The sequence below is a fragment of the Polaribacter sp. 2405UD43-2 genome (assembly GCF_058147125.1).
Window position 1 is genome coordinate 519,599 of record NZ_JBYVJX010000001.1, and the last position, 18,437, is coordinate 538,035.

An 18,437-nucleotide genomic window follows, 5' to 3' on the forward strand; every position below is an offset into this window, starting at 1 on the left:
AATTAATCTGCTCTTAAGGCTACAATAGGTTTTACATTTGCTGCTCTAATTGCTGGCACTAAACCTGCAAAAACTCCTGCAACAACTAAAATTACTCCTGTTATAATTACAGTAGTTACGTTTACAGAAGGATCTGCAAATGCGGGTGATTTTGGTAAAACTTTAGCTACCAAACTAACTAAGCCCATTGCAAATAACATTCCAACAGCCCCAGAAAGTGCCGTAATAAAAATACTTTCTAGTAAAACTAAATTAATAATTTGCGATGGTTTTGCTCCTAAAGCTTTTCTAATACCAATTTCTTTAGTACGTTCTTTTATAATAAATACCAAGATGTTTCCAATACCTACAATGCCTGCTAATAGAATAAGTAATCCTACACCAATACTAATAAAAGTAAGCATTTTAGTAAAATTAGAAACATCAGAAAAACCTTCGGCATTATTATTTACATAAATGGCTCCTTGATCGTCTGGAGATACTTTGTGTTTTCTTTTTAAAACAACTTCTAAAACATTTCCAAAATTAATTGCTTCTGCGTAAGAAAATTTTGGATTGTAGGTTAATACAATTTGATTAATTTCATCTGTATTTTTATACAAACGTTGTAAGGTAGTAACAGGCACATAAATAATACGCTCTTCGCGTTCATTGCCATTATCAGAAAAAACACCTATAATTTTATAGGTAGAATTATTCATAATAAAAGTTTTTCCAACAGGATTTTCATTTGGAAACAAATCTGCTTTAATCATTTTACCAATTACAGCAACTTTTAATTTTTTTTCTACATCGTTGGCATTAATATATCTACCCTCATTAATAATTGTTTTTTCTATATATTGATGATCTGGAGAAACAGCTCGTACAGAATAACTTCCTGTTTCTTTTTTATATTTGGCTGTAACACCTTTTCTAAAACGTGGTGTAATATATTCTACTTCTTCAGCAAAGTTTCCTTGAATGTATTTTAAATCTTTATTGGTAAATTTTATTCTTCTACCAGCTTCAAAACCTGCATAAGGTTTTGTTGTTACTGCTGGAGAAATAAAAATAGAATTGGTAGCATCATCATTAAATTGAGACGTAAATCCGTTTTTCATTCCGTTAACAGAAGCTAATAATAATACCAAAATAAAAATACCCCAAGCCACAGAAAAACCAGTTAAGAAAGTTCTTAACTTATTCATTTTTATGCTATGAAATATTTCTGACCAAAGATCTCTATCAAACATAATTAAACTGCTTTTGCTGCTTTTGTTAATTCATCACTAATAATTACACCATCTTTAAGACGTACAATTCTTTTTGTTTGTTCTGCTACTTCTTCTTCATGGGTAATTACAAAAACAGTCATTCCTTCATCATTAATATCTTTTAACAAATCCATCACAGAATCTGTGGTTGTAGAATCTAAAGCACCTGTTGGCTCGTCTGCTAAAACAACTTTTGGTTTTGTAACTAAAGCTCTTGCAATGGCAACACGTTGTTTTTGTCCTCCAGAAAGTTCGTTTGGTAAATGACTTGCCCAATCTTTTAAACCAACTTTATCTAAGTAATCTAGCGCTATTCTTAATCGCTCTTTTCTAGCCACTCCTTTATAATACAAAGGTAAAGCAACATTTTCTAGCGCTGTTTTATAAGAGATTAAATTAAATGACTGAAAAACAAATCCTAAAAATTTATTTCTTAGAATTGCCGCTTTTTTCTCATTTAAATCTTTTATGAGTTTTCCGTTTAAATAATAATCACCTTCATCATGTACATCTAACAAACCAACTATATTTAACAATGTAGATTTACCAGAACCAGAAGACCCCATAATAGAAACAAATTCTCCTTCTTTAATATGTAAGTCTATTCCTTTTAAAACGTGAAGCGAGTCTTTACCAATAGGATAAGACTTGTGTAGTTTTTCTATTTTAATCATTAGTTGGTTAATTTTAAACGAAAATACCTAAAGCGTTTGGTTGCTCTTATTAATTTTTTGTTAAAAGCAAGCTTAACTTTAAATACAACCATAAGACGTTTAATATAAAATAATGTTACACTATTTTTTAAAAAAAGTTAAAGTATCTTTGTATTTGCGTTAATTGTAGCAATGAGAATGAGTAAATTTCCAAAAAACAAAAAAATTATTTTATTTGATGGGGTTTGTAATTTATGTAATGATTCTGTTCTAAAAGTGATTAAATATGATACAAAAAACGTCTTTTTATTTACTGCTTTGCAATCTAAAACTGGGCAAAAAATTATTAATCATTTAAAAATTGATGTTTCTAAAGTAGATTCAATAATATTATTTGAACCAAACATTTCTTATGATATAAAATCTACTGCTGCACTAAAAATAATGAAACAATTTGGTGGACTTTGGCATTTTACTCAAATCTTTTTTATTTTCCCTGAAAATCTTAGGAACTATTTCTATGATTATATTGCAAAAAATCGTTACAAATGGTTTGGCAAAAAACAAAATTGTATGATACCAACCCCAAATTTAAAAGCAAAATTTTTAGCGTAAAATGAACTTACCCAAAAATATAAAATGTGTCATTTTTGATATGGATGGCGTAATTATTGATTCTGAAGAAATTCATAAAAAAGCATATTACGAAACCTTTAAATCTATTAATGTTGATGTTTCTGACGATTTATACAAAACCCTTACAGGTTCTTCTACCATTAATGCTTTTCAAAAATTAGTTAATCATTTTAAATTAGATATAGCTCCTGAAGATTTGGTCATTAATAAAAGAAAACGGTATGTAAATTTCTTTGAAAACGACCCAACTTTACACTTAGTAAAAGGCATAGAAAGTTTAATAAAACACTGTTATAATAAAGGATTAACTTTAGTTTTAGCTTCTTCTTCTGCAATGGTAAATATTGATAGAGTTTTTAATCGGTTTAATTTAAATCAATATTTTACAGCTAAAATTAGTGGCGCAGATTTAATAGCGTCTAAACCAAATCCAGAAATATTTGAAAAAGCAGCTATTTTAGGAAATACACCTAAAGAAAATTGTATCATAATAGAAGATTCAGACAATGGTGTTAAAGCGGCTAATACAGCAAATATTTTTGTTGTAGGTTACAGAAATCCTATGGCAGATGACCAAACTTTAGAAAACGCTGATGTTGTTATTAATGATTTTAGTGAAATAAAGAATTTTTTCTAGTACCAATCTCAATCATAAATCATCTTAATTTAACAATAAATGCTACTTTAAGTTGCTTAAAATAAAATCGATAGTTTTATTAGTGTTCTTATTTTCTGAGTAAGAATCTGTTATATGTTTTGAATTTATGGCATATTTATGATGAATCATATATTGAATATGATCTACAAACTCTAAAGAAACTTTACCTGTAAGCAATAAGCTTAAATCTTTTTTTTCTTGGTGATAATCGTAAATCTTTTTTAAGCCCGTTAAATACAAATAATCTTTGGTAAAACCTCCTCCTCTATGTGCGCGAACTGCAATATAAAAAGCATCTTCTTTATTTAAGTCATAACTATTATGTAACATTCTAAAAGTTCTAGAAAACGAATATCCTTTAGCTAAACTATCTACAGCTAACACCCTGTAAGCTAACTCTTTTAAGCGTTTTACAGTTAAATTACCGGACATATACTCACTAAAAACCGCTAAACCTTCTTGGGTTTCTTCATTATTAGGGAATCCGTGCGAAAAAATTTTTAAAGGATGCAACATTCCGTTCATAGTTGTTACCATATGCACACCAATTTCATGATTGGTTAGTACATTAATTTCATTGTCAGAAAATATATGATTTTCATTTAAAACCAACGCCTGAATACTATTAGAAACCATTGCAATGGCACCCATTACAGATGCGTTTTTTATGGTATATGTAAAATTGTAATTTTTTGAATATTCTCTAAAAAAATGATGCGATTCTGAGGCAGAATACTTAGGCTTAAAAATTTCTGAATTTGTATCTTCGCTCTCAAAATGTAAAATAAATTTTGCATTTTCTACATCTTGTTCTGTAGGTGTACCAAAAGATCGTAAGCTGTTGTAATAAAAACGTTTACCCTTACCTATTGTTTCTATACATTGAATTAATCCTGAATAAAAATAAATAATATCTTCATAAAAATCTCGCAAACGTTCATCTTCTATTTCATCAATTTTTAAAGCAAAAAATTCTTTGTGTAAAGAAAATTTATCAAAATCTCTTTTTGGATAAGTAAATTTAGGGTCTGTTAAATATTTAGAATTAAAGAATTTTCCTTTTTCAGATTCTATATTATTAGGATTAACATAGTTGAGCATTTCAATCTTTTTGACTAAAACATCAATTTTATGATCAATCTCAAATAATTTTTTATTTTTTACAGAAACAGCATCCTTCATAATTCAATAATCTAAAAAAAAGAATTGCAAATTTACAATTTATGACTTGTATAAAAAGCTTCTGCGTGTTTTTTTATTGCTGATTTTAAATGTTTTTCTACTGCAAAAACAACTTCAGGATAGATTAGCTGAGCCAATTCATTACAATACACTTTTGCTATTTCTGTTGCCAAAACTAACGTATTGTTAAAGTTTTTAGTAATAAATTTTAAGAAATAACCATTTCCTTGAAAAGTATTATTTATTTCTGAAGTAGGTTTTATACCATTAGGAAAAGGCGTTTTAGACAACATTGTTCTCCAAGATTCTATTTCGTTTATAAAACGATTGTAGTCTATATTAGAAGTTCCTAAGTTCCAAGTTGGTACTGCTCTTGTCCAACGTTTCCAATTATAAGAATGCATATCATATACAATACAAACCCCAAATTTTTCTTCTAGTTTAGAAATTAATGTGTGTACAACTTTGTAAAAATTCGTATGCTTTTGCAAGCTTTTTGCGTGCATTTCTTTAGATAATGGATTTTTCCAAAGTTTTTTACCCCAAGCATCATCATAAATTGCAGTTTTTGGAGGTCTATTTAAATCGTATTCGAAACGAGAATCGCAACCAGCAATTACAATAGGATGACTTTTAACCATTTCTTTGGTTTCTGGGTCTTCCTCGTACCAGCGCTCATATTCTGTGTGTAAACATTCTGCCCACAATTCTTTTCTAAATTGATGCCCATTATGTACAGCCCCGCAAACGTAATGTACATATGCATCAATTTTAATTGTAAATGAATAATCTTTTGCTACCGCTTCAAAAATTTCTTCGTTTTTTATCTTTTCGATAATTTTTTCTATGGATAATTTTAGCATTTTAAAGATTAAAATAATTGATTGCTGCTTCTATATGTATATCTTTCTTAGCATTAATCTCTTTTTTAGTTGGAATTAATTTTTGATCAGGTAAAATTCCTACTCCTTCAAAAGATTGGTATTTTCCTTTGTAAAAAACTTCTACATCATCAATAGAAATTTTTAATTTCCATCTTCCATTTCCATTTTTTAGGGTAAAAACATCACTTCCAGAAAAAATTCCAAAAGTATTATTTCCTATTGTTTTTATATGATTTTGAGTTTTCATTGCAGCTGTAAATAATTCTCCAGAACTGGCGGTAGATTTAGAGGTAAGAACAACTACTTTTCTATTAAATTGAAAATCTCCAGATTTTTGAATCAAAGATCCTTCACCCAAAACTTCTACAACATTGCCTTCTTCTGCTCTATTATCTGGGTATCCTTCAAAATATTCTTCTTCATTATCTATAAAGGCACTTAAAGAAGATTCTTTACTTCCTTTTTTTACTTTATATCTTCTTCTTAATAATTTTGAAGATTCCGTTTTAAAAAATCTACCAGCCAAATAATAGGCATAATATCCTTGTCCTCCAAGATTTTTTCTTACATCAATAATTATTGCTTTTTTATCTTTTAAGTTTTCTAAAGCTTCATCAACGCTACTTTCAAATTTTTCAAACTCTTTTTCAGTATCGTCTTTAGGCTCAAAAGTTTTAGAATTTATATAACCAATGGCATCATTATTTTTAATAGTTCCATAATCTAAATACTTATTCCCTTTTTCTATTAAATTGATATAGGAAGCTGTATTCTTTTTTATCATTTCCTCTATGAGAGGATTCATATTCACTTCATATAATCTATCATCATCTTCAAACTCAATATATGAATGCCCATCTTTTAAAACTTTTTTCATAATTTCTCCTAAAATCTCAAAAAGTTCTTCATCATTGGTGCTTTTGGTGATTTTTATACTGTATATATCATAAACTTCTTGCCAGTTTATTTTTTTTCGATACATTAAAGGATAGTATTTATCACAAATATCCCAAAATTCTTGAAACACTTTTTGCTGTTCTGTTTTTGGAGGATGAACTTCTTTTTTTAATACATTACTCTTTTTAAAAGCAAAGGTAAATAGTAGGATTGCTAAAATTAATATGCTTTTTTTAATCATTTTTTTAACTAACTTATAATTTTTTTTAATAGTAAAAATACGTTCTTTTCTAAAACATCTACAGATCCATCTGCAAAAAAAACATTTTTAATTTCCCTTAAAAGAGCTTCTTTTTCTTGTTGATTGATTTTATTTTCAGATAAATATTGTTGAATTTTATTCAAGCTATCTTCATCAGAATCTACCACAACTTCTGTATGAATTTTATGAAATGTATTTTTATCAACTTTAGATAAAATATAATTTTCTTCTTCTTTGGTTTCGAGAAAATTACAATGCGCAGCATACAAAAGTATGTATGCTAAAAACTCTTTTTTAGTCCAATTATTCATACTAGTTTTCTATTGGCAAATTATTTGTTAACCCCCACTCTGTCCAAGAACCATCATAAACTGCATAGTTTTTTACTTTAGCAATTTCTGCTGCTAAAGCTAATACTGATGCAGTAATTCCTGTTCCGCAAGAAAAAATTAACGTCTTATTATTTGCATTTATTTTATTAAATATAGATACTAATTCTTCTTCTGATTTAAACTTGTTTTTATTTAAAACAGAACCAAAAGGTAGGTTAACAGCATTAGGAATATGACCGCTTTTTACTCCTTTTCTCGGTTCAGGAGCTTTACCATAAAACCTTTCTTTAGATCGTGCATCAACAATTAAAATATTGTTGTTATTTATTGCAGCAAGCACATGATTAGTAAATTTTATTTTTTGAGGTTGATAATCTACCTTAAAATTTCCTTTTTTACGTTGATGATTCTGAGGTTTTTCTGTTGGATATTTTTTTGCTTTCCAATTTGGCAATCCACCATCTAAAACGGCAATACTATTAAAACCCATTAGTTTAAAATTCCACCAAACTCTTGGTGATGAATAGACACCTAAATCATCATAACAAACAATTATACTATCTTTATTTATGCCTAAATCTTGTGCTTTTTTCTCAAATTCTTTGGGTGATAATACTGTATTCGGAAATGGTTTTGTTACATCTGAAAAATGGTTTTTTATATCAAAAAAAATAGCCTCTTTTATTTGTTTTTTTTCCTCAGATTCTGATGTGCAACACCTTGTAGTTACTTTAGGAATTGTACAATCTAAAATAATTAGATTTTTAGCATCTAAATTATTGTGCAACCAATCTGCTGAAATTAAAGGCGAGAGTATTTCTAAAGGCATTTTAAAATTTTAGGTTTCTCAATTAAGCTTCATCTACTAATTTTTTAAAAGTAGATTTTCTTCTAAAAGCAGCTTCTTTTTCTAACACTTTACTTTCCATAAAGTTAACTACTTTTTCTTGAATTCTAGTTTTATACACTTTATTCATATAAGTAATGCCACCAGGACTCATTACATTTACTTCTACTAATTTACCGCCAATCACATCAATTCCAACAAAATACAAACCATCTTTTACCAATTTAGGTCCTATTCTTTTGCAAAGTATTTTTTCTTCTGCAGTTAGTTTATGTTTTGCTATTGTACCTCCTGCTGAAACATTAGAACGATGATCTTTATCTCCAGGAATTCTACGCATTGCGCCAATAGGAATTCCGTTTAAAATTAAAATCCTAACATCACCTTTATCTGCACCTTCTATATATTCTTGTAGAATTACATAATCTGAGCCTCCATCACTTTTAGAAATATAAAAATCTAACAATGAATTGATATTACCCATTGCCGATTTTTCTATCAAAATAACGCCAGAACCACCAAAACCATTTAAAGGCTTTAAAATCATTTTATCGGATGGAGATTCTTCAATCATTTTTACTAAATAATCTTTATTTTTTGATACGTGTGTAACCGGAATGATCTCATTGTTAGGATCTTCAAAAACTGCGGTATATAATTTGTTGTTTGCTTCACGCATTCCTTGAACAGAATTAATGATAAAAACATCATCTTTAACAGAGTCTAAAAAGTTTAACATTAATGGATCTAAAGGTGGTTCTGCACGCATAAAAATAACATCGAAACCAGCCAAAGGAAGCATTTCTTCTCTTGTGGTAGTTTTATTGTAATAGGTTTTAATATTACTTGGTATTTTATCTAATCTGTTTAAAATGGTACAAAATGCATTGGTTACACTATTTCTAATGGTTAAATTAGAAGGTGTGCAAATAGCAACTCCATGACCACGTTTTGCACATTCATGTATTAATGCTAAAGAGGTGTCATTTTCTGGAGATTTTATACTTTCCCAAGGATACATTAAAAAACAAACATTCATAGTTTTATAGTTATGTTAGTACTTATTCAATAAAAAAGCATCAACAGTTAGTTAACTATTGATGCTTATAAATGTACTCTTTTTTTTAATGTTTTTAAAATGAATATTATTTTACTTCATTATAATGATCATCCCATTCTTTTGGCTGAGGATTGTCATGTAATTTACCAACAGATTTAGCCACAAGCGATGCAACTGTAGCATCACCAGTAACATTAATTACAGTTCTACACATATCTAAAGGTCTATCAACCGCAAAAATTAATGCCAAACCAATGGCTAATTTATCAGCAGGAAATCCTACTGACTCTAACACAATTACCAACATAACCATACCTGCACCAGGAACTGCAGCAGAACCAATAGAAGCTAATAATGCTGTTAAAATAATTGTTAATTGATCTGCAAAAGTTAAATCGAAACCTAATGCTTGTGCTATAAAAACAGCAGCAACTGCTTGGTAAAGAGAGGTTCCGTCCATATTTATGGTTGCTCCAACTGGTAACACAAAACTAGATACTTCTTTGTCTACACCTATATGTTCTTCTACTCTTTCCATAGTTACGGGTAAAGTTGCAGCACTTGAGCTCGTAGAAAAAGCTAATAATTGTGCTGGACTTAATTGCTTTAAAAACCATAATGGGTTCTTTTTTGTAAACATCTTGACCAAAACCATATAGAAAACAACCATTAACAAAAGCCCGCCTACAACTGTAAATGCGTATTTTAAAAGTGCTAATAATAAGTCTGGATCATTTGAGGAAACCACCACATTAGCTAATAATGCAAAAACGGCATAAGGTGCAAAAAGCATAATTAAATCTACCATTTTTAATACAACTTCATTTAAAGAATCGAAAAAGTTTTTTAATGGTTTTGCTGATTTTTCACCAATTAACAACATAGCAATTCCTAAAAAAATAGTAAAGAAAATTACTTGCAGCATGGCTTTGTTGTTACTCATAGCTTTCATAGCATTATCTGGAACCATATCTACTAAAAACTGTAAAGGTCCACTATTTTTTTGGTTAGATGCTTCTTGTATTTTAGATTGCACAACAGAACTATTAGCATAAGTTTCTGTAAGTTTTGTTATGGTTTCTTCTGATATTCCATCTCCTGGCTGCACAACATTAACTAACAACAAACCTATGGTTATGGCAATTACTGTTGTGCCAATATAGATGCTTATGGTTCTTATTCCAATATTTTTGAATTTAGAAATATCTTTTAAATCAGAAATCCCTTTAATTAAAGACGCAATAATTAATGGTACAGCAATTAATTTTAAAAGTTTAACAAAAATGTTTCCAAAAGGATTAATCCAATTACTAACAAAACCTGCTCCACCATCAACTGCAGTCATCCCTATTCCGAAGAGAATTCCTACAATCATTCCTATTAAAATTTTCCAATGTAATGCTAGTTTTTTCATATTGTCTAAATAAGCTAATTAATATTTTGGGGTAAGATAAAAAAAGTAAAGTACTTTTATCTATGCTTTAAAATATATTTGAAAAAAATTATAAACGAATCACTTTTTTTAAAGCGAAACCATTACTTGTTTTAATTTTAAAAAGATAGACACCTTTTGACTGATTGATTAGATTTATACTTGGATTATCAATTTTATTAAACTTTTTGATTAAAACTCTTTGTCCGAATAAATTAAAAACTTCTACTTCTCTAATCTCTTTTGATGTTATAAATACCTTTTTTGATGTTGGGTTTGGTGAAACAAATATTTTATTATTTAAATTAAAATCTTCTACATCTAAAGTACTTGGAAAAACGTTTTTTAAAGCATTACTCATTTTTGCCCATCCTGTAGCGTTACTTCTTAACCTAGTTCTTTCTTGTTCTACATGTATAAATCTTCCTGTTGTTGATGTTGCAGAAGTGCTACAATGATTAGTAGAATTGTTAATTAATCTTCCTTGAGTATTTGTAAAACCAATAAGACGCGACCAACTTTTGTTAATATGTGCTAATTGAAAAGTTAATGAACTATCTTCATTAAAAAGAGCATCTTTTAGTAATGTTGCATAATCTATTATTGGGGTTTTACGAGTTCCATTACTTAGTATTACATAAGGATCTGTAGATTTTTTACCAAAACCGTGCAGTTGAATAAAAACAGAGTTAGAGATATTTGCTAATAGATTCTCTGTAGTTTTTTGAAACATTGTAGTAACATTATGCGCCAAATCAGAAATTCTATAAGATTCTGATCCTGCATTACAAGTACTTGTAGTGCCAGAACAAGAAGAATAATTAGAACTATTACAACGATGTGTACCACTAATAAATACGGCTTTTGCTAACGTGTTTTTAAAACAGTAAACTGCTTGTTGACCCGTATTTGTATCATTTCTTATATGTGGAGCTTGAATAATTAAATTATTTCTAGTGGGCGTTTTACTAAAAACATAAGTACCCCAATAATTAGAAGACGCACTTTGCTTTTCTAACACATAAAAAATTTTACTAGGTGATATTGAGGTATCTGTAAATTCTGTTACTTGATAACCAAGACCATTTGCGTTTGATCTTGCATTTGCTAAATCATCTGCTAATAAAAAATTAATAATGGTATTCCAAGTATTTAATTGAGTAGCATTTGGCGCAGAATAATCATTTCCAGAACTGCTAGGAACATTATCAATAATAGTATCAATATAAGTTTCAATATTACCTGTTGCCGTTTGAGAAACAAGTGTTATTGAAAAAAATAGAACAAAAATCAACACTAAATTTATTTTATTTTTTTTCATCATCTTAAATTTTATTTTCTTCGGAAAGTGTTTTTGTTTTTTCATTTCTATTATTAAACGTTTGCATTAGTTGATATACATACGGAATTTGCTTTTGAAAACGTGTTAAGATATCATACGAAATATTTTTGCGACTAAAAGGCACCACTTTTACATATTCTTGAATTTCATTCGCATTTCTACCGTATTTATAATCATACGGAAAACGACCGTCTGTATCAATTTTATTGTTTTTGTTTTCTTTGTTGGCAACGCTGATGTAAAATTCGCTATCTTTTATATTTCCGTTTGGGTTGAATAAATTTTCAGCTTTTAAATATTGGTGTAATTCTTTGGCAGTATCTACTGCAGGATCAATTAATTGTACGTTTTCAACCATAAAATTGCGATATAAATACTTGCCGTTTTTTGCTTTATAATTGTATAATTCCTTTAAAATTAAACCTATTTCATCAGTCATATACGGATAATGTGTACAACCTAAAATAATAGATTTTAATTTATTTGTTGTTTGTGACAAGCGAATTTGCTCCATCAACGTTACTAAATGATAACGCACATAATTTTCGGCATCGTTAATTTGTAGGATAGAACAATCGTCCGATTTTTCGGTATCACATAACATTTTACTGTTTTCAAAATCAAAATTATAGACATCAAATAAGGTTTTATCTATTTTTACATCACCCGTTAAACTTGGTCCTTTATAATCTTTACGAGGTTTTTTTAAGTTTTTATTGAAGTAGTTTGGGTCTTCATCTACCGCTTCAGCAATACCAATTCCACCTTGAGAAAACACTTCAATATTCCCAGTAAAACCATTTTCTTTTTTCATTTTTAAAATGGTATTATGATAACCTTTTGAAGCTACCGTTCCAGCAGTTGCTAATACGCCAATTATAGCGTCTTCATCTTTATCTAAACTAGCCAAAATACCGCGAACACCAGCATCTATAACACCAATTACTTTTAAGTTAGAATTTGCTTTTTTTAGAAACTCTTCAATATATTCTTTTCCATACGCAGTTGCTGTGTTACAAGCTATTACCAAGGCTTTTACAGGTTTTTTATCAGTATTTACTGATGTATCATTTCCATCTGAATAATATTGATTACTCATTAAAAACTGCGCATCTTTAATGATGTGTTCTTTTAGTAAATCTACTTTGTTTTCTTTGGAATAATTCCCATACGGCATATTGGCTTGATCGCCTAAATAAATAAAAGATTCTTTGTCAAAATCAAGTTGTCCATCGCTTCCTTTTTTGTGCGAAGCGTTAGTGTTTTGATCGTAATTTACAATTGCTTTTAAAACGGTTAATCCACCTGTACCAGAATCGAAAACACCAATTGGTAACGTTTTATCTGCATTAGGATAATTAGCCATATTTATATGATAAAAGCTATCAGAATCGTTAATTATGGTAGAAACAATGTCTGCTGTATTATTCGCTACAACTTCTTTTTTCTTCTGATTTTCTTTACAGCTCACTAAAAAAAGTAGCGTAAATACTAAAATGTATAGACTGATTTTTTTCATAATGATGGTTTATTTTTTTAAAACTTTTCCGTTTAATTGTTCAGTAAACTCTCCTTTTTCAACAGAAATTTTACCGTTGATAATACTGTATTCTAATCCTTCAGATAACTGAAAAGCATCAGAATAATCTGCCACATCTTTAAATGTATCTGGATTGAAAATAATAATGTCTGCATAATAACCTTCTTGCAATTTTCCTCTATTTTTAATTTTGAGAATTTCTGCAGTTTTTGATGTACTTCCGTTTATGAATGAAGCAATATCTATTACTTTTTCTTGCTGCACATATTTGTTGTATTTCCTTGGAAAAGAACCGTATTTTCTTGGATGACCTGTGTTTCCGTCAGAACCTGTAACTACCCAGTCTTGTTTAATAAATGTATGAATATCTTTTGGATTCATATTAAATGAAGCCACTCTAACATAACCCGTTTTTAAAACTTTATAAACAGCAACTTCTGGAGAAACATCTAGCATTTCTGAAATTTCTAATAAGTTTTTACCCACAAACTTTGGTTCTTCAGATTTTACAATTAATAGTTTATCTGACCCGCCACGACGTGTAATATTCTTTTTTGTGTCTGCTAAAATTTTTTGAGTAAGTTTCGGGTTGTTATAACGTATAAAAAGGGAATCTTTTCCACCGCTTTCTGCCCAACGTGGCGCAACAGCAGATTTTAATCCTGTAGCAGAAGCATCATAAGGATATTGATTTGCAGTAACATCCACACCTTCTTTTTGTGCTTTTTCAATAGCTTTTACAATGTCTTTACTTTGATGCCAAACATCTACTCCAAGACATTTGATATGCGAAATATGAATTGGTAATTTTGCTTGCCTTCCTATTTCTATGGCTTCTTCAATTGCAGGAATTAAACCAACAGTATATGAGCTTTCGTCACGTAAATGAGTGTCATAAATACCATTATTTTTCGAAACAGTTTTTGCTAAAGCAATTACTTCTTCAGTATTAGAATAGCTTCCTGGAGAATAGAATAATCCAGTAGAAATACCAAAAGCACCAGCATCCATTTCTTGTTGAATTAGGTTTTGCATTTTAGTAATTTCCTCAACAGTTGCTTTTCTATCACTTTTTCCCATTACTTGCTCTCTAATGGTTCCGTGACCAACTAAAGGTACTACATTTGTTCCTATTCCGTGTTCATTATACAAATCGATATACTTTGAAGTCGGATAAAAACTATCGCCGTCATTTCCTGTTACAACCGTTGTAATTCCTTGAAACAAAAAAGGTTTATTATGTGAATTTTTCGGGTCTTTTAAATCTCTGTCTGCGTGTGTATGTGGATCTATAAAACCTGGAGAGACAATGAATCCTTTTGCATCAATCGTTTTTTTAGCATTGATTGATACTGAATTTTCATCGCCTATAAAAACAATTTTATCGCCTTTTATTGCTATAGAATTGTTTGTGGATGTTTTGTTTACACCGTTATAAACCGTTCCCTTTTGTATTAAAATATCTGCGTCAATTTTTTCTTTTGAACAAGAAAAAAGTGCCATCATTATAATTAAGAATATCGAATTTAATGGTTTCATTTTATAAAGATTCTTTACTATGTTAATGGTGTTTTTTTTAGTTGATAAATCCAGGAACAGCAATGGTTGCCATTGTTTGCAATCCTACAGGTGCTTTTAAAATACTATTAATACAATTAATTGTAATGGCACAAGTAGCAATATCTCCGTTAATTCCTCCTTCAATTTCTGATGTGAAATTTGGTACACCTTTTATGGTCACTTTATCATACGATTTTGGCTCGCCAATGGCTGCTTTAAAATGCATTTCTATTTTGCATTCTCCATTTTTATAACCACGTGCAATTTGTTCTACACCTCTGGCATCCCCTTTTTTTACTTGAATTGCTGCAGATGACACATTGTCTTCTGCAATTACAGGGTCTAAACTTTCTGTTACTTTATCTAATGCTAATCCTATAGAATTTGCTAACAAATAAACTGATTCTTGTAAGCCAACATGACGTAAAGTGCCTGTTGCTTCTTTCTTTTTAAATTCTTCTAAAGATAAACCTGCTCCTATTTTTTGCTGAAAAGGAATACGTCTTGGTGTTGCGTCTTGAATTCTTTCAACAAAAATAGTATCTATTTCTTTAGATATAGAGGTAAAAACCGATGGCAAATAATCCATTAAAAAACCTGGATTTACACCTGTGCCTAAACAAACAATATTATTTTTTTTACAAATTTTATCAAGTTGTTTGCTTAATTTTGGTTGTAATTTCCAAGGATATGATAATTCTTCGCAAGTAGATATTACTGGAATACCAAACTTTGCTACTTCTTCTACTTGTGGAATTAGTTTTTCTAAACTAGAAACCGTTGTTATAATTGCTACATCTGGTTTAACCTCTAAACTTTTAATGGCTTCTTTTACTGATGTATGAATAACAACTTTATCAGATAAATCTTTATCTAAGTCTGCCGTTTTTTTTCCTTTTAAAGACGGATTAATATCTACACCAACTACTGTTTTAACCGTTGATTTTTGAGCAATATATTTCCCTATTTGAATCCCTAAAGGACCAAAGCCTATTTGTAAGATGGATATCATTTTAATAATTTTAAAAAGAAGAGGTTGTTTTATGAAATAATGAAACAACCTCTTAAAATACAAAACAAAGTTTAGTCTTCTGGAACGTAAACTAAAATATTATCAATATCAAAAGATTCTGGTGTGGCACCACTTTGCGCTTCAATAACCAATTGATACGATTTTACATCTTTAATAAAACCAGTACCTCCAATATTGTATGTCAACCATTTGCCAGCAACCGCTTCTACATCATTATCACGAATATTTACCATATCAATTTTTTCTGTAGCTCCAGATTTTTTTACAATATTTACATAAGCATATATACCATCTTTAGATTCCCAACTTGTATCTCCTAAATAAACTTGAAAAGAAGCCCCTGATTGATCTTGGTCTGAAGGAATTTCGACTGTATCAAATGTTATTCTTATACCTCCATCAGGGTCTTCAATATGAAAGCCTTTTACTCCATCTGGATATGCTGCATAATCTTCAAATAAGCTATATACGCCTATTCTTTCTGTTCTAAATCCAAGACCACTACTACTTATATTTGGAACAGCAAAAAACGCTGTATTAAAACCTATTTCATCATTAGCAGATGAACCTGTTGCTGTATAATCTACATAAGGTGGATTTACACCGTTTATTAAATCTGCTGTTTCATTGAGACCTCCTGTACGTCTAAAACCTACATTATTAGCTCCAATTGTTACTTCTTCAAAAGAGGTTCCTCTTACTTTTTTTGCTGGTGGCAAGAAAAATTCTATGTCAAATTCAATGGCATCTCTTAAACCTGCAGCTTTTAAACGTACAGTAGAGTCTCCTCCTTGATTTATATTATTACTATCATATTTTGGTGACAGTCCTGAATAGGTTCCTGTTGGTGTAGCTATGGTTGCTACAAATGTAAACTTTGTACTTAATATAATATCTGATAATGGAATTCCTAAAGCTTTAGTTACTTCTTCCATTGTTATTTCTAAGTCTGCAGGAAAAGAGTTTATTGTTTTAAAATTCTTAGCAACTTTACCATTATGATAAACATCTAATGAATAACTAATGGCGTTATTGTTTGGGTCAATAATTTTTTCAGATACTTTATCTGTATCTAATTTTATAATGTTTAAAGTTAAATTAGGTTTTTTTTCAAATTGTATAAAACCTCCTCTAACAGCAATGTCTTCCAATAAATTATTATCATTGGAACATCCAAAAAGGATTAACAAACAAGCAATTATCTTTATTGTATTTTTCATATTTTAATATTTTATTTGATAAAGCCATCTGGGTTTTTATCCCAAAAAACTTTGTCTTTTATTGATTTCTGATTTAATGAAGAATTTCTTTCTACTGCTATTCTTGAATACAAAAATGTTCTAGGAAATGTTGGGTTATCATTGTCTATAGTAATTTGTAAGTTTGATGGTAAACCTGTTCTTCTGTATGCATTATATGCCTCTATTGAGTTACCAAAAGTGGCAAGGTAAGCTTCTGTTAAGATAACATTTAGTTTTTCTTTATTACTTGCAGCAGCATTGTATTTATTCTTAACAATAGTAATATAGTTATCTACATCTATATCTTTTGCTGTTAAACTAGAGGTAACATTAGAAAAACCTAAAACTTTTGTCATTGAGTCTCTTATGGCTTCTTCTAATAATGTTAAAGGTGTTCCGTTTGTACCAAGCTCTAATGCCGCTTCAGCTTTTAAAAACTTAATATGAAAAGATGTTAATACAGGTAAAATACCTGCACCACCAATGTTAGGGCTTGTGCCTGAAGGTTGATTTGGCGCACTTGTACTTGGCGCTTCAACAAATTGGTTTTCGTCAAAAGTACCTCCAGCAGGATATAAACCATAAACGGTTCTAAATAAGTTGTCTCCTCTACCTGTTCTAGATTCTCCATGATCTAAGCCCCAGTATTGGTCTCCAACATAACAGTAATCAACAGCAGCATCGCCTTTACAAGCTAAATATGGAGGTCCAGAAAAAGGATCTATATTAGATTGTCTATACAAATAATATCTTATTCTTGGATCTCTCATAGATTTAGAATCTTTAAGCATCCACATAAATTGGTTACCAATATATTGCGAAAAACTACTGATATAACCTCTTCGAAAATAGGGATGTCTGCTATCAGGATCTTTTACTGCTGAATATTTCCATTCAAAATCTTCTGATGCGTTGTCTATTAAATCTTTAGTTAATAAATTATTGATTTCTGTTTTTATATTGGTTTTTCCGATATCTGATGCTGCTAATCTAGCTTGCATTAATATTCTAAATTTAAACGAGTTGGCAAAAGTTTTCCATTTTGTTTTATCAGATCCGTAAAAGAAGTCAGATCCCACAGCAATGGTAGATGCATCTATATCTATAATTGCTTGATTAATATCTTCTAATACCATTTTGTACAATTCTGCAGCAGAATCTGGCTTTGGATCTGAATATTCTAATGGATTCCCTGCCTGTTCGTAAGGTATATCTCCAACATAATCTACCAATGTAATTGTTAAATAGCCCATTAATAGTTTATTAATAGCATTATGATATTTTAATCTATCATTGTCTTTGGCTAGCTTACTAATTGTTTTAGAAATATTTAATGCTTCATAAAAACGTTCCCATTCCGTATTTAAAGCATTTACATCTGCCACATCTGCGTAGCTACCTGTCATTGTTTCATAACGCATAATATCATCTGTGTTAATCATCATATCGCTCATAAAATCTTGAAACAAATATTGCATTTCGTTTAACAAAGATTCTGGGTTTGCATCTTTGGGTATCAGAAAATTCGGATTTTTTTGGAAATCAAACTCTGTTGTATCACACGTTGACAATGTTATTAAAAACATTATCAAACTTATATATTTTATTATTTTTTTCATTTC

General features: G+C 29.7%; 17 protein-coding genes. 2 read left to right on the plus strand and 15 right to left on the minus strand.

Translation table 11 applies throughout. From position 1 onward, the window contains the following. Nucleotides 1–2: 2 nt before the first annotated feature. Together ACY2RX_RS02600 and ACY2RX_RS02605 are read right to left on the minus strand one after the other, a co-directional pair. Nucleotides 3–1,190, minus strand: coding sequence for an ABC transporter permease (locus ACY2RX_RS02600; protein ID WP_490102391.1), 1,188 nt, complete (start codon nt 1,188–1,190; stop codon nt 3–5). A gap of 47 nt (nt 1,191–1,237) precedes the next feature. After that, complete coding sequence (locus ACY2RX_RS02605; RefSeq protein WP_490102392.1) at nt 1,238–1,930, minus strand: ABC transporter ATP-binding protein; 693 nt, start codon at nt 1,928–1,930, stop codon at nt 1,238–1,240. A gap of 177 nt (nt 1,931–2,107) precedes the next feature. On the opposite strand from ACY2RX_RS02605, the gene ACY2RX_RS02610 reads away from it, so the two are divergent. Both ACY2RX_RS02610 and ACY2RX_RS02615 read left to right on the plus strand, forming a co-directional pair. Further along, nucleotides 2,108–2,524 (plus strand): thiol-disulfide oxidoreductase DCC family protein, encoded by a 417-nt coding sequence (locus tag ACY2RX_RS02610; RefSeq protein ID WP_490102393.1) that lies wholly within the window; start codon nt 2,108–2,110, stop codon nt 2,522–2,524. Nucleotide 2,525: 1 nt separating this feature from the next. After that, the gene (locus tag ACY2RX_RS02615; protein WP_490102394.1) at nt 2,526–3,182 is read left to right on the plus strand and encodes an HAD family hydrolase; all 657 of its coding nucleotides are present in this window, start codon (nt 2,526–2,528) and stop codon (nt 3,180–3,182) included. A 42-nt stretch (nt 3,183–3,224) separates the two neighbouring features. Here ACY2RX_RS02615 and ACY2RX_RS02620 read toward each other — a convergent pair whose 3' ends face one another. From ACY2RX_RS02620 to ACY2RX_RS02680, 13 genes are all read right to left on the minus strand, one after another. Then, nucleotides 3,225–4,385 carry a peptidase MATCAP family protein gene (locus ACY2RX_RS02620; protein ID WP_490102395.1) on the minus strand — a complete coding sequence of 387 codons (1,161 nt, stop codon included), beginning with the start codon at nt 4,383–4,385 and terminating at the stop codon, nt 3,225–3,227. A gap of 32 nt (nt 4,386–4,417) precedes the next feature. After that, nucleotides 4,418–5,248: an N-formylglutamate amidohydrolase gene (locus ACY2RX_RS02625; protein ID WP_490102396.1), complete on the minus strand. Its 831-nt coding sequence runs from the start codon at nt 5,246–5,248 to the stop codon at nt 4,418–4,420. 1 nt (nt 5,249) lies between these two features. After that, complete coding sequence (locus ACY2RX_RS02630; protein ID WP_490102397.1) at nt 5,250–6,407, minus strand: S41 family peptidase; 1,158 nt, start codon at nt 6,405–6,407, stop codon at nt 5,250–5,252. An 8-nt stretch (nt 6,408–6,415) separates the two neighbouring features. Further along, nucleotides 6,416–6,739, minus strand: a complete 324-nt coding sequence (locus tag ACY2RX_RS02635) for a hypothetical protein (protein ID WP_490102398.1) — start codon at nt 6,737–6,739, stop codon at nt 6,416–6,418. Between the two features lies 1 nt (nt 6,740). Next, entirely contained in the window at nt 6,741–7,589 is an 849-nt protein-coding gene (locus tag ACY2RX_RS02640; protein ID WP_490102399.1) for a sulfurtransferase, read from the minus strand. Nucleotides 7,590–7,611: 22 nt separating this feature from the next. Further along, nucleotides 7,612–8,646 carry a glutathione synthase gene (gshB, locus tag ACY2RX_RS02645; RefSeq protein ID WP_490102400.1) on the minus strand — a complete coding sequence of 345 codons (1,035 nt, stop codon included), beginning with the start codon at nt 8,644–8,646 and terminating at the stop codon, nt 7,612–7,614. A gap of 106 nt (nt 8,647–8,752) precedes the next feature. Next, nucleotides 8,753–10,081: a dicarboxylate/amino acid:cation symporter gene (locus ACY2RX_RS02650; protein WP_490102401.1), complete on the minus strand. Its 1,329-nt coding sequence runs from the start codon at nt 10,079–10,081 to the stop codon at nt 8,753–8,755. Between the two features lie 88 nt (nt 10,082–10,169). Then, complete coding sequence (locus ACY2RX_RS02655) at nt 10,170–11,420, minus strand: T9SS type A sorting domain-containing protein (protein ID WP_490102402.1); 1,251 nt, start codon at nt 11,418–11,420, stop codon at nt 10,170–10,172. A 4-nt stretch (nt 11,421–11,424) separates the two neighbouring features. Then, the gene (locus ACY2RX_RS02660) at nt 11,425–12,960 is read right to left on the minus strand and encodes a glutamate racemase (RefSeq protein WP_490102403.1); all 1,536 of its coding nucleotides are present in this window, start codon (nt 12,958–12,960) and stop codon (nt 11,425–11,427) included. A 9-nt stretch (nt 12,961–12,969) separates the two neighbouring features. Then, nucleotides 12,970–14,520, minus strand: coding sequence for an N-acyl-D-amino-acid deacylase family protein (locus ACY2RX_RS02665; RefSeq protein WP_490102404.1), 1,551 nt, complete (start codon nt 14,518–14,520; stop codon nt 12,970–12,972). A 37-nt stretch (nt 14,521–14,557) separates the two neighbouring features. Continuing rightward, a complete protein-coding gene (locus tag ACY2RX_RS02670; protein ID WP_490102405.1) occupies nt 14,558–15,553 on the minus strand; it encodes an NAD(P)H-dependent amine dehydrogenase family protein in 996 nt (331 codons plus the stop codon). Between the two features lie 71 nt (nt 15,554–15,624). Next, entirely contained in the window at nt 15,625–16,794 is a 1,170-nt protein-coding gene (locus ACY2RX_RS02675; protein WP_490102406.1) for a hypothetical protein, read from the minus strand. 11 nt (nt 16,795–16,805) lie between these two features. Beyond that, entirely contained in the window at nt 16,806–18,434 is a 1,629-nt protein-coding gene (locus tag ACY2RX_RS02680; RefSeq protein ID WP_490102407.1) for a SusD/RagB family nutrient-binding outer membrane lipoprotein, read from the minus strand. Nucleotides 18,435–18,437: the final 3 nt, after the last annotated feature.

Coding starts and splice junctions, on each gene's coding strand:
- ACY2RX_RS02600 (WP_490102391.1), bottom strand. CDS start 1,190: ATGAATAAGTTAAGAACTTTCTTAACTGGTTTTTCTGTGGCTTGGGGT.
- ACY2RX_RS02605 (WP_490102392.1), bottom strand. CDS start 1,930: ATGATTAAAATAGAAAAACTACACAAGTCTTATCCTATTGGTAAAGAC.
- ACY2RX_RS02610 (WP_490102393.1), top strand. CDS start 2,108: ATGAGTAAATTTCCAAAAAACAAAAAAATTATTTTATTTGATGGGGTT.
- ACY2RX_RS02615 (WP_490102394.1), top strand. CDS start 2,526: ATGAACTTACCCAAAAATATAAAATGTGTCATTTTTGATATGGATGGC.
- ACY2RX_RS02620 (WP_490102395.1), bottom strand. CDS start 4,385: ATGAAGGATGCTGTTTCTGTAAAAAATAAAAAATTATTTGAGATTGAT.
- ACY2RX_RS02625 (WP_490102396.1), bottom strand. CDS start 5,248: ATGCTAAAATTATCCATAGAAAAAATTATCGAAAAGATAAAAAACGAA.
- ACY2RX_RS02630 (WP_490102397.1), bottom strand. CDS start 6,407: ATGATTAAAAAAAGCATATTAATTTTAGCAATCCTACTATTTACCTTT.
- ACY2RX_RS02635 (WP_490102398.1), bottom strand. CDS start 6,739: ATGAATAATTGGACTAAAAAAGAGTTTTTAGCATACATACTTTTGTAT.
- ACY2RX_RS02640 (WP_490102399.1), bottom strand. CDS start 7,589: ATGCCTTTAGAAATACTCTCGCCTTTAATTTCAGCAGATTGGTTGCAC.
- gshB (WP_490102400.1), bottom strand. CDS start 8,646: ATGAATGTTTGTTTTTTAATGTATCCTTGGGAAAGTATAAAATCTCCA.
- ACY2RX_RS02650 (WP_490102401.1), bottom strand. CDS start 10,081: ATGAAAAAACTAGCATTACATTGGAAAATTTTAATAGGAATGATTGTA.
- ACY2RX_RS02655 (WP_490102402.1), bottom strand. CDS start 11,420: ATGAAAAAAAATAAAATAAATTTAGTGTTGATTTTTGTTCTATTTTTT.
- ACY2RX_RS02660 (WP_490102403.1), bottom strand. CDS start 12,960: ATGAAAAAAATCAGTCTATACATTTTAGTATTTACGCTACTTTTTTTA.
- ACY2RX_RS02665 (WP_490102404.1), bottom strand. CDS start 14,520: ATGAAACCATTAAATTCGATATTCTTAATTATAATGATGGCACTTTTT.
- ACY2RX_RS02670 (WP_490102405.1), bottom strand. CDS start 15,553: ATGATATCCATCTTACAAATAGGCTTTGGTCCTTTAGGGATTCAAATA.
- ACY2RX_RS02675 (WP_490102406.1), bottom strand. CDS start 16,794: ATGAAAAATACAATAAAGATAATTGCTTGTTTGTTAATCCTTTTTGGA.
- ACY2RX_RS02680 (WP_490102407.1), bottom strand. CDS start 18,434: ATGAAAAAAATAATAAAATATATAAGTTTGATAATGTTTTTAATAACA.